Here is an 11,877-nt window from a genome sequence, read left to right as displayed (position 1 = left end):
TTATTCCCCCCTTCCCACGGTCTTTTGCAGAATCTGATCGACAATCTGATCAAAATTTGAAGCTTTTTTTGTATAAATGGTGACTAAGGTCCATGTCATGATAAATTGACCAAAAGCAAAAAGCCAAGCCCAATTTATATCACCAATCGCAGAGGTATTTAACACCTTAGAATAAGCAGTCATGATAGGCAAAGCAAAATAAAAGATAAAAAAGAATAGAGTAAGAGGGATAATAAAACTCTTTTTTCTTGCCATAAGTTGCTTAAATTCATCAGACTGAACAATTTCTGTATAATCGATCGATGAATTTGCTTTTTTAAGTGCCATACCGCCTACCTCCTTAATTTATTTTTCTCTCTATAATTTTCAAAGGATAAGTCCGAAATTAGCGGTTTGTTTTTCTTTTGGATCACCTCCTTAATCTCTAATGAAATTAAAATGGGTGGATGAGTGCAAATGATGTTTCTTGTATCCTTAATATATCGTTAGTATATGTTCAAAGTCAATATAAAATTCAGAAAATTCTAACATATATAAATTAAGTAAATGGAAAATGAAATAAAAAAAATAGGGATTCTTCTCCCTATTCCTCAATCATTTTTTTTATGGAAACGAAGCATTCATAAAAGATACTACTATTTCCCATCTCGGAAAGGCCATTTTTGGTTAAGTAGTTTACATTGCCACCCGTATCTAAGCCGTATCCTTCTTCAATCATGATTGTTTTTGGATGATTGCCCTTTACTATTTTTGCTTTACCGATTACTTTTCCTCTTTCATTATAAACCATGACTTGGTCGTGTTCCTCAATGCGTTCTTTTTCTGCGATTTCCTTTGGAATATAAACAAACGGTTTTAATTCTTTTTGCTGATTCAGCCAATGATGCTGTGAATGTATCGATTTTCTTGGGTGAATCGATAATAACTGATAAGGGTGTGGATCTACGGAAGCAGAACTAGTCAGACTTTCTTTGGGATACATGATTTTTGCTGTTGGCGAATACCCATCATTCTTTGCTTTTTCCGAATAAAATTCAAACTTCCCAGACGGTGTTGTAAATCTTTTATCTCCCCAAGGGATTTTTGGAAGTGGCAATTCAATTTGTTGCTTTTCTTTTAACACAGATAAGTGAATTCCAAATGGATGTAATGGTTTTAATGCGATTTCGAAGAATTCTTCTCGTGATCGTTCAAAACCTTGCAACTCTAAACGTTTGGCTAGTTCTGACCATATTTTCAATTCCGACCAAGCTTCACCAGGTGGATCAACAAGTTTTGGACCATAGCGAATGTATGAATGAAACATTGATCCATAATAAATATCCTCTTCTTCGAAGACAGAGGCCACAGGCAATACATAATCGGCCATTTTTGCTGTATCCGTTAAAAACAGATCCAAGACTACTTTAGTTTCAACCTGTTCTAATGCTTTGATCGTACGGCTTACATCTGGCAATTGGGTTAATAAATTAGTACGGGAAATAAACATCATTTTAATGGGCGGTTCTTTTGCCTTGATGATCTCTTCAGCTTGACTTGGTCTAAAAAAAGTGCGATATTCCATACGTAAATCTTCTCTTAATAACTCCTCCCAGCCAAAACTTTCTCCAACCAACCGATTCGCATAATTGACTCCACCACCAGCAATGCCAATATTTCCTGTTAAAGCGGCTAAGGCATCAATTGCGCGAACCGTATTCCCGCCATTTGTATATCTTTGCATCCCAAGTCCAAGAAAAGTCATCACTGGGCGATCTTTCGCATACCATTTCGCAAGTTGTACAATATCTTTAACATCAATGTTTATTTCCTTGGAAATGTCCTTTATATTGATCTTTTCCAATTCCTTTTTAAACGCTTCAAAACCAACGGTATAATGACGAATAAATTCTTGATCGTACCATCCATTTTCAATGATGATCTTGCTCATCGTTAAAGCGAGATGACCATCCATTCCTGGAGTTATGGGAAGAAATAAATCACCTTGTTTTGCAATCCCATTTTTGATTGGATTAATGACAACTAACTTGGTACCTTGTTTCTTCGCGTCCATAATAAAACGATATAAATGCATATTGGTGGTTGTAATATTCCTTCCCCAAACGACAATCGTCTTAGCATTTTGTATATCTTCAACATGATGATTCAAAGAGTTGCCAAAATCATATTGCTGGGCTTGAATCCCTGCTCCCCAGCAGAGACTGCCAATCACTTTGGTCATCCCGCCAAAATAATTGAAAAAGCGCCCGTCTAACTCCTTTAATAAGCCAGATGAAGCATAATCATAACTATGAAGAATAGCTGTAGGACCATAAGTCTCTTTGATCTCTTTCATTTTCAGACTGATTTCATCCAGGGCTTGATCCCAGGAGATTCGCGCGAATTGTCCGTTGATTTTCTTTAAAGGGTGAAGTAGACGATTCTGATGATACATCCGATCTTTTAACATTTTTCCCCTACCACAAATTTTCCCTTTCGTAATCGGATGTTCAGGATCACCCTCTATGGCCGTCACTTTCCCATTTTCCGTTGTTACTAAAAGGCCGCAAACATCAAAACAATTTAATGGACATGCTGTCTTCCATGTTTCCCCCATCCTAAATTCTCCCATCTATCTATTTATTCTGAATGTTCTCCTTTGATCAACACCTTTTTCAATGCCTTCTCAAACTTTTTCCTTGGGATTAAAACACTATGGTTACAACCTGTACATTTAATTCGAATATCTGCCCCCATACGGATAATTCTCCACGCATTTGTTCCACACGGATGGGGTTTTTTCATTTGAACAACATCATTTAAGCCAAATGTTTTCTCTTGCAACTTTATACCCCCTTACTTGTCTCATTTCGATGAAGTGTCACCATTCTTGGATAAGGTATTTCGATTCCTTCTTTATCAAATCCTTCTTTAATCTTCGCTCTTAATTTCCTAGCTACCGCATAATGAGTCATTGGCTTGGTTTCAGCAATGATTCTTAGTACCACCTCCGAAGGTCCAAAGTTTTGAACGCCAAGGATTTCCGGTGGTTTTACAATCTCTTTTGTTTCCTTAAATACTTCATTTAAAATATTTTCTAAAACTTTGGTCACATGATCAAGATCTTCTTCATAGGCAATACCAATATCGACTACAGCAACAGAATTGTGAGTAGAATAATTGGTTACTTCTTGAATGGTTCCGTTGGGGATAATATAAAGTTCTCCTGTCCAACTCCGTATTTTGGTAATTCGCAGACCAATTTCCTCAACAACACCAGTAAAATTACTAATGGTTACATGATCGCCTACACCAAATTGATCCTCAAAAATAATAAAGAAACCAGAAATCACATCTTTGACTAAGTTTTGTGCTCCAAAGCCAATGGCCAAACCCAACACACCAGCACCTGCTAATACGGGTCCTAATTCAAATCCCAATTGTTCTAATACCATTAAGATCGCAAAAAAGTGAATCGTATATTTTACTGCATTATGAATTAGAGATCCGAGTGTCTTAGCTCGCCTTTCATTCACTTTTAAAGCTTTTGGACTTTTATTTATCCAGCGATCAATGAAGGCATTAACCAATCGAACCAACATTTTTGCTGCAACAATAATCATTAAGATTTGGATAACCGTCCATAACAAATTGATCCAAAGCTCAGGATTCATCAGTTTTATTCGTAAATTAGACCAAATACTTAGCAATGAAAATTGGTCAATATTCTCTAATGCGTTTATAAAATCCATGATTCATTCCTCCCTCATAAGAAAATTGTTTGATTCGGATTTTAAACGGAAGTATTAGCATATTTGTTCCCTTTTTAAACACGTTGAAATGGAAAAAGAATAATTAAAGTTAACACATATAAATTTAGAACACCGTATAAAGGATATAAAAAGTGGATTAAATTAGAAAAACCGATAAACGATACTGGTATAATGAATATTAGAAAAAATAAGCTCAATTGTCCAGTTGAAAAAGGCAAACGTTTCTGAACTCGATAAATTAAACCATGAACATTACTTAATGCGGTCGTATAGATCGCTAACCATAAGATCACTGAAACAAATGCCATAAAAAGAGGTTGATTTTGCGGGATAATCGAAAAAAGGGGGATTTCATACTGATTGGCATTTGCAACACGCAATAAGGATTGATTCATTAAAATTGCAATCAATCCTAAACCAGAAATGCCAATAATACTTCCTAGAATAATCTCACCCTTTGATCGAATCTCCTTCCCAATAGTGGATAAAACACCAAGTAAAGAAATGATATTAAAAGCAACATACGTAACAGCTGAAGGCCACACTCTTAAATGTTCTCTTATAAAATGAGAAACTACATCCTTATTGGTAAAAAGAAAATGAAAACCAATATAAACCATCATTAACATCTTCATTGGCATAAGAACACTATTTAAATGAATGAGTCCACTTACCCCGTGAGCTAAAACAAGCCACAAGCTTATTGCTAAAACGATATCTCCTATAATCATTGGGTATCCCCATTGTTCAAAGATGGCACTACTTCCTGCAAACATTATCACAGATCCTGAAAATAAATATAAAAAGATAAACCAATCAAAAATTTTAGCAAACCGATTTCCCATTAATAATACGAGAATATCATAATAGTTTTTGGTTTCATATCGCCAACTTAACCATAAAATCACTATGCTGCTTAAAAGAAATAAGACCATTGCAATCAATAATCCTATCGTGCTTTGCAATCCATAAGAAGTGAAAAACTCCCAGATTTCTCTTCCTGAGGCAAATCCCGCACCGATTGTTGTACCCATAATCGTTAACCCAATCTTGACTCCATTCTTAAACATTGTAAATTCTCTCTCCCTTTGTTCTTCTTAAAATATATTTTTTCTTTCCATTAAAAATTGATTCATTGATTTATCCATGTTCTATGTATATTTCCTAAATTATCCACGTATACTAGTAATACTATTTTTTTGGAGGTATTTATAGATTTGCTTACATTTAAAAATCCTATGAAATATGTGATTGATTCTACTGATCCTCAGGGTTATCATCAACTATCCCATTCTATTCAATATTTTTTAGATAAATACGCTTATAATCATTGGGTTATCCTTTGTATTGGTACAGATCGATCCACTGGCGATGCTTTAGGTCCATTAGTCGGTTCAAAATTAAAATTAATGGAACCACGCCATTACACTGTATTAGGTACATTAGAAGAACCTGTCCATGCTTTGAATCTTGAAAATACGATTCAATTTTTAAAAGAACATTATCCCGATTCTGGTATTCTTGCAATCGATGCTTGTCTTGGTCAATTAAGAAGTGTAAAATCAATTCAAGTTGTAGATGGTCCTTTAAAACCAGGAGCTGGGGTTTATAAAACTCTTCCTGAAATCGGTCATTTTCATATCTCTGGGGTTGTAAATGTCGGGGGGTTTATGGAGTATTTCGTATTACAAAACACCAGACTTCATGTTGTAATGAAAATGGCAGATATGATTGCATTGTCCGTTCATCATAGTATTCAATTCAATAGATATAAAAAGGAGAATGCCGCAAATTAGATTACGATCATTCTCCGTATATCGTGTCTATTATGACTGAATCGCTTTCTCGATCGCCTTTTTTTCTTCATTTGAAAGGCGATAAATCGATTGGCCATTTTCAATTGGTTTCGCATAAACAGTAGATTGTTCCCGATTATAGATACTTGTAATTACGACTCCGTTTTGTTTTTCATCAAGAATCGCAATGGAAAAACTAAGGTCATTTCCTTGCTCACCAAATGCATTATAACGAATGATTCCTACTTTTCCTTTTAATCTTTCCACTTGTTGAAAGATGGTATCTAATTTTTCTTTATTCACCGTTATCTCTTTTTTTATCGTTTCTATTTCTTGGTTGAACTCTTCAATGAATGCCCCTAGGTTTTGATTTCCTTCCCCACGAGTAAAACGTTTAAAACTTTTTTTTAGCTTTCTTACTTTTATCCCAAGGAAATAAATCCAAATCAGTTCAATCACACTAACGACTGTCAATATGATGATGAATTCATTTTGGTATTGTAAAACGATTTTCACTGTTTGTCTTCCCTTCTCTTACAAGTTCTGCTTTTTAAAAGAATAGTTTGATGATTGCTACACCTATTGGTGCGATAACCACTGCTGGTAACATATTAGCCACATTGATCTTTTTTAATTCTAAAATATTAATGGCAATCGCAATAATTAATATACCACCTGTTGCTGTAATTTCAACAATCATTTGGTCAAGCAGATTTTTTGGAATAAAGGAATGGATATAAGTGGCTAGTAGTGCGATGGTTCCTTGGTAGAGAAAAACAGGTATTGCTGAAAAAATAACCCCGATACCTAAAGTTGAAGCAAAGATAATCGCTGAAAATCCATCTAGCATTGCTTTTAAATATAACAATTGATGGTCTAAATTTAATCCACTGTTTAAAGCACCTAAAATCGCCATTGCTCCTATCGTGTAAACAAGAGTAGCAGTAACAAAAGCTGTGGATATACTTCCTTTACTTTTCCCACCAACTTTTGCTTCTAACCACATCCCTAAACGATCTAATCGATCCTCAATTTTTAATAATTCACCAACAATCCCGCCTAATACTAAACTTAAGATCACTAATAAGAAATTTTGTGTTTTTAAACCCATTGTTATTCCTTGGATGATAACCGCTAAACCAATTCCTTGCATGACCGTATTTCTCATTTTCAAGGGGATATTTGATAAAAAGCTACCAATTATCCCTCCAAATATAATTGCAATAGCATTTACGATTGTTCCTGTTAATACCATTCATTTTTCCCCCTAATTATAAGACCGACGCAATCTCTCTTATTGCTTTTAAAAATGCGTCAACTTCTTCTTCTGTATTAGAATAACCCATACTTGCTCTTATTGCGCCATTTATAGTTCCTATCGCTTGATGTACTAAAGGTGAACAATGGAAACCGCTGCGAACGGCAATTTGGTAATGTTGATCTAAGATAGTTGCAATTTCTGCTGAATCCATTCCTTCAATCGAAAAACTAATCACCGCTACTCTTTCCTGATTTGGATCTGGACCATACCATTTCACACCTTTGATTTCACTAAGTCCTATTAACATGCGCTTTGTTAATGCCCATTCTTTTTTTTGTAAGGTATCTATTCCAATCTCTTCAAGAAAATCTAATGCTGCCCCTAATCCCACAATTCCGATTGTATTTAAAGTCCCAGATTCATATCGTTCAGGGCTTTTTAAAGGTTGATCGATGTCCTCAGAAAACTTTCCTGTTCCCCCATGGATAATCGGTGATAATTGAAGTTCAGGATGAATATATAATCCCCCTGTACCTTGTGGACCAAGAAGTCCTTTATGACCAGGAAAAGTAAGAAGATGGATATTCATTTCTTGAACATCTATGGGCAATCTTCCTGCTGTTTGGGCAGCATCTAGTAAAAAATAAATTCCTTTTTCTTTCGCAAATTGACCAATTTCCTGCGCTGGTTGAATCGAACCTAAAACATTGGAAGCATGACTCATCGCTAATAACTTTGTGTTTTTTTTGATTTCTTTTTTCAAAGAGTCTAGGGAAATAAAACCTTTGTCGTCTACATCTAGATAAGTAACTTCAATCCCTATTACCTTTTTCAAATACTCTAATGGTCTTCTAATAGAATTATGTTCTAATTTGGTTGTAATGACATGATCGCCAGGGGAGAGAAGCCCCTTTATGGCCTGGTTTAATGCTTGTGTTGTATTCATGAAGAATACAATTTGGTTGGGATCTGAAATATGAAAAAGTTTTGCCAATTTCACTCGGGTTTGATAAATCTCTTTCCCTGCCAAATCTGCCATTTTGTGATTTCCTCTACCTGGGTTAGCACCGTTTTCCATTAAAAACTGGGCCATTTTTTCAATTACTTGCTTTGGTTTCGGCCAAGAAGAAGCTGCATGATCAAAATAAATCATAAATACACCCCGTTTTTTTAACGTTTTTTGAGCAATAACTCTTTTAAAACATGAAACCTTTGTATGTTCTAACGCTACTCCGATGCCTCGCGGCTTTCCGTAAATAAGGTCGGTAGGAAAGCACGCTCGCCAAAGTCGTAGCTTATAGAACATAAACATATAAAAAAAATCTTATTAGATTAGTATATTCCATAAACAGCGACTTTTGGGAGTGTATTTATACACGGACAAGGGAGATTTGGAATATACAAATCTATTTTTAAAGTGGTTATGGAAAAAAGTAAAGAAAAGTGAAAAGACAACCGACTTGGTTGCCTTTGTCTCTAATATACCCCCATGATCTCCAAAATTCTCTGTAAGTCATTTTGATCAAAATATTCAATTTCAATTTTCCCTTTATTTTTCCCTTGTTTAATCTTAACCGAAGTTTTTAATGTTTCCCGAAGTTGTTCCTCTAAATGACGATACAATTTTGTAGAGTGAGTTTCTTTTTTCTTTTTCAATGTTTCACGTGAAACATTTTCTTTTTCTTGCTGGATTTTTTCTTCTAAAGTACGAACACTCCAATTCTCTTCGATCGTACGTTTTGCTAATTGGATCTGTTTTTCCTCTGTATCAAGGGTAATCAAAGCCCTTGCATGCCCCATCGTTAATCGACCATTCATAATTTCTTCTTGGATCGCTTTTGGAAGTTGAAGTAAACGTAAGATATTCGCTACATGGGGACGGCTTTTCCCCACTCTTACAGATAATTCTTCTTGGGTCAAATGGAAAGTTTTCATTAATTTATCATAAGCATTTGCGATCTCTATCACATTTAAGTCTTCTCTTTGGAGATTTTCAATAAGGGCGATTTCCATTACTTGTTGATCGGTAAATTCTTTAATCACAGCAGGAATAGTTTGCAATTTTAATTCTTTACTCGCCCGCCATCTCCGCTCACCCGCTACGATTTCGTAACCTTTTAAAGCTTTTCTAACGATAATGGGTTGAATGACGCCATGTTCTTTGATCGAAGCCATTAAATCTAATAATTGTTCTTGATTAAATACCTTTCGGGGTTGGTAGGGATTTGGGCGAATATGACTAACTTCAATCTCTGTTACTTTTTCATCATCCCCTATGTCTAAAGAAGGAATTAAAGCATCCAACCCCCTTCCAAGGCGCTTATTCATGAGAAATCACTTCCTTTGCTAAATCAAGATAAACTTCAGCTCCTCTAGACTTAGGATCATAAGTAACAATCGATTGACCATGGCTTGGCGCTTCACTTAAGCGAACATTTCTAGGAATGATGGTTTGATAAACTTTTTCTTTGAAGTATTTTTTTACTTCTTCCACGACTTGAATACTAAGATTTGTCCTTGCATCAAACATCGTTAAAAGGATACCCTCAATGGTTAAATCGGTGTTTAAATGCTTTTGCACCAAACGGATCGTATTTAATAATTGACTTAACCCTTCTAAAGCGTAGTATTCACATTGAATAGGAATAATCACTGAATCAGCAGCAGTTAAAGAATTTACCGTTAAAATACCTAATGAAGGGGGACAGTCAATGATAACGTAATCATATTGGTCACTAACAACATGAAGCGCTCTTTTTAAACGAACCTCTCGAGATATGGTTGGTACGAGTTCAATTTCCGCTCCAGCTAATTGAATTGTGGCAGGTATGATATCTAATCCTTCAATTTTTGTTGGGTAAATTGCATCTTTTGGTGGTATGTCATTAATTAACACATCATAGATACAATATTCTACATCTGCTTTATTAATTCCTATCCCACTTGTTGAATTTCCTTGAGGATCTATATCAACTAGGAGAACTTTTTTTCCCAATTTTGCTAAACTAGCACTTAAATTGACTGAAGTTGTTGTTTTACCAACGCCACCCTTTTGATTCGTAATGGCGATAATTTTCCCCATAAATACATTCACCTCATTTTCAACGACTAAGAAGCCTAACTCTTGCGAGGTTATACTATAGAGCAAAAGAAAAGCTTCAAATTGAAGCTTTCTCTTGATGGTGATGATTAATCTTTAATTCTGTTTCTTATTTATTTTTAGGTATTTTAATAATAAACTCATAGTAGTTTTCGTATTCTTTTTCATCGGCCTCGATCGATAATCCGTTTTTTAATACCATATCGACCGATTGACGAATAGTATTCATCGCTAAACGAACGTCTCTAGATAAAGCAACCCGCTTTGGTTTAGGCTTTTGCTTATTTGTAACTTTCTCTAAAATTTGATTGACTCGGTTTTCCGTTTGTTTTACATTTAATTCTTTTTCAACAATTTCTGCTAAAATTTTTTCTTGAGATTCAACATCATGAAGAGACAATAATGCCCTAGCATGTCTTTCTGTAATCTTCCTTGACATTAATGCCTCTTGAACCGTAGGTGGTAAATTTAATAAACGTAATTTGTTCGCTATTGTCGATTGACTTTTTCCTAATCTTTGTGCCAGACTTTCCTGAGTTAACCCATGGATTTCAATTAATTTTTTATACGCCATCGCTTCCTCGATCGCAGTTAATCCTTCTCTTTGTAAGTTTTCGATCAGTGCGATAGAAGCAGCCTGTCCATCATTATACTCCTTAATAATAGCAGGGATTTTATCCCACCCTAATTTTTGTACTGCTCTTAATCGCCGTTCCCCTGCAATAATTTCGTATTTTTCATTCCGGAAGCGAACCACAATCGGTTGAATAATTCCATGTGTTTTGATCGTTTGACATAATTCATCTAATTTATCATCGTCAAACACCGTTCGAGGCTGGTATGGACTAGGGACAATTTTGTCTACTGAAATATATTTTACTTCTTCTGTTTGCGAATTTTGACTTCTCTCAGCCAACCCAAAAAAACGCGATAAATGGTCTTTCATTGGGACCACACCTACCTAATACCCTAATACTTTCTCAACTTTATGTATTCTCTTCTTATTTTTAAAATCCTTCTATTAAAAGACAAAATAATTGAATGATTTAAAGTGACTTTATTATTTTATACGATTCAATGGGAATTGAGAATAGAGTAAAAATAGGTTTGTGTATTCAAAAGTCGCTGTTTATGGAATATACAAACCCAAGATCCTGATATTATTTAAAAAGTAGCTATCCAAAACTTAAGAAAAGAAAATGGCTAATAAATTGATAGCCAATCTATCAGCCATAGTTATTGTTTCACGTGAAACATTGATTATATAATCGGTTGTCGATTGGGTGTTCCAGGTTTTCGTGGATATTTTTTTGGTGAATTTTTTGTTTTTTTGATGAAAATGATTGTTCGCTCCCCAAATTGATAAGGTAGATTCAGTTCCTTCGTTTCCATTAACTCTCCCCCTAAGATTTCTATTGATTTTTTTGCTTCAACGATTTCTTCTTTTGCATTGGATCCTTTCATTGCTATCATCATTCCATTTTTCTTTACAAATGGGAGAGTGAGCTCAACCAAAACATTTAACCTAGCTACTGCCCTTGCAATCCCAATATCAAAAGTTTCTCTGTATTCTTTTTTTTGACCAAATTCTTCCGCTCTCCCATGAATACAAGCAAAATCAGTAAAATCTAACTGGTTACCAACTATTTTTAAAAAGTTAATTCTTTTGTTCAATGAATCGAGTAACGTTACTTTTAATAGGGGGAAACAGATTTTTAAAGGAATACTTGGAAAGCCAGCACCTGCACCAATATCAATGATCGTCTGGTCAGAAAACGGGTAGTAGAATGCCGGTGTAATTGAATCGAAAAAATGTTTAATGATGACTTCTTTTTTTTCTGTAATTGCTGTTAAATTTATTTTCTGATTCCATTCTAATAATAATTGATAAAAGGTTTCAAACTGACGTATTTGGAAATCAGAACACTCGATCTGATAAGGTTCTAGCAACTTTCTTAATTCTTCCAT

General features: G+C 34.9%; 13 protein-coding genes. 1 reads left to right on the top strand and 12 read right to left on the bottom strand.

Translation table 11 applies throughout. The annotated features are described in order from the left end of the window. The 5 genes from ACMW72_RS03285 to ACMW72_RS03265 all read right to left on the bottom strand — a co-directional run bounded on the left by ACMW72_RS03285 (position 1) and on the right by ACMW72_RS03265 (position 4,822). On the bottom strand, positions 1 to 327 hold the full coding sequence (locus tag ACMW72_RS03285) for a DUF485 domain-containing protein (RefSeq protein ID WP_418367417.1): 327 nt from the start codon (positions 325 to 327) through the stop codon (positions 1 to 3). A gap of 256 nt (positions 328 to 583) precedes the next feature. Further along, the gene (locus ACMW72_RS03280; protein WP_418367416.1) at positions 584 to 2,596 is read right to left on the bottom strand and encodes a molybdopterin-containing oxidoreductase family protein; all 2,013 of its coding nucleotides are present in this window, start codon (positions 2,594 to 2,596) and stop codon (positions 584 to 586) included. 23 nt (positions 2,597 to 2,619) lie between these two features. Further along, positions 2,620 to 2,823 (bottom strand): DUF951 domain-containing protein, encoded by a 204-nt coding sequence (locus ACMW72_RS03275; RefSeq protein WP_418367415.1) that lies wholly within the window; start codon positions 2,821 to 2,823, stop codon positions 2,620 to 2,622. A gap of 2 nt (positions 2,824 to 2,825) precedes the next feature. Continuing rightward, positions 2,826 to 3,731, bottom strand: a complete 906-nt coding sequence (locus ACMW72_RS03270; RefSeq protein WP_418367414.1) for a mechanosensitive ion channel family protein — start codon at positions 3,729 to 3,731, stop codon at positions 2,826 to 2,828. A 74-nt stretch (positions 3,732 to 3,805) separates the two neighbouring features. Next, a complete protein-coding gene (locus tag ACMW72_RS03265; protein WP_418367413.1) occupies positions 3,806 to 4,822 on the bottom strand; it encodes a hypothetical protein in 1,017 nt (338 codons plus the stop codon). Between the two features lie 147 nt (positions 4,823 to 4,969). Between ACMW72_RS03265 and yyaC the strand changes: the two genes are divergently transcribed. Continuing rightward, a complete protein-coding gene (gene yyaC / locus ACMW72_RS03260; protein WP_418367412.1) occupies positions 4,970 to 5,548 on the top strand; it encodes a spore protease YyaC in 579 nt (192 codons plus the stop codon). Positions 5,549 to 5,578: 30 nt separating this feature from the next. On the opposite strand, the gene ACMW72_RS03255 is transcribed toward yyaC, so the two are convergent. The 7 genes from ACMW72_RS03255 to rsmG form a co-directional block, all read right to left on the bottom strand. Continuing rightward, positions 5,579 to 6,064: a DUF4446 family protein gene (locus ACMW72_RS03255; RefSeq protein ID WP_418367411.1), complete on the bottom strand. Its 486-nt coding sequence runs from the start codon at positions 6,062 to 6,064 to the stop codon at positions 5,579 to 5,581. A 34-nt stretch (positions 6,065 to 6,098) separates the two neighbouring features. Then, complete coding sequence (locus ACMW72_RS03250; protein WP_418367410.1) at positions 6,099 to 6,803, bottom strand: DUF554 domain-containing protein; 705 nt, start codon at positions 6,801 to 6,803, stop codon at positions 6,099 to 6,101. A gap of 16 nt (positions 6,804 to 6,819) precedes the next feature. Beyond that, on the bottom strand, positions 6,820 to 7,962 hold the full coding sequence (locus ACMW72_RS03245; RefSeq protein WP_418367409.1) for an aminotransferase class V-fold PLP-dependent enzyme: 1,143 nt from the start codon (positions 7,960 to 7,962) through the stop codon (positions 6,820 to 6,822). A gap of 323 nt (positions 7,963 to 8,285) precedes the next feature. Continuing rightward, on the bottom strand, positions 8,286 to 9,137 hold the full coding sequence (locus tag ACMW72_RS03240) for a ParB/RepB/Spo0J family partition protein (protein ID WP_418367408.1): 852 nt from the start codon (positions 9,135 to 9,137) through the stop codon (positions 8,286 to 8,288). Beyond that, complete coding sequence (locus ACMW72_RS03235; RefSeq protein WP_418367407.1) at positions 9,130 to 9,891, bottom strand: ParA family protein; 762 nt, start codon at positions 9,889 to 9,891, stop codon at positions 9,130 to 9,132. Before ACMW72_RS03235 ends, ACMW72_RS03240 begins: the two co-directional genes overlap by 8 nt. A 127-nt stretch (positions 9,892 to 10,018) precedes the next feature. Continuing rightward, entirely contained in the window at positions 10,019 to 10,855 is an 837-nt protein-coding gene (gene noc, locus ACMW72_RS03230) for a nucleoid occlusion protein (protein WP_418367406.1), read from the bottom strand. A gap of 314 nt (positions 10,856 to 11,169) precedes the next feature. Beyond that, the gene (rsmG, locus tag ACMW72_RS03225) at positions 11,170 to 11,877 is read right to left on the bottom strand and encodes a 16S rRNA (guanine(527)-N(7))-methyltransferase RsmG (RefSeq protein WP_418367405.1); all 708 of its coding nucleotides are present in this window, start codon (positions 11,875 to 11,877) and stop codon (positions 11,170 to 11,172) included.

Origin of the sequence: Tepidibacillus sp. LV47 (assembly GCF_048381575.1) — a bacterium.
GTDB lineage: Bacteria > Bacillota > Bacilli > Tepidibacillales > Tepidibacillaceae > Tepidibacillus.
Note: the sequence above shows the minus strand (reverse complement) of the source record. Positions and strands in the feature narration are given on the sequence as shown.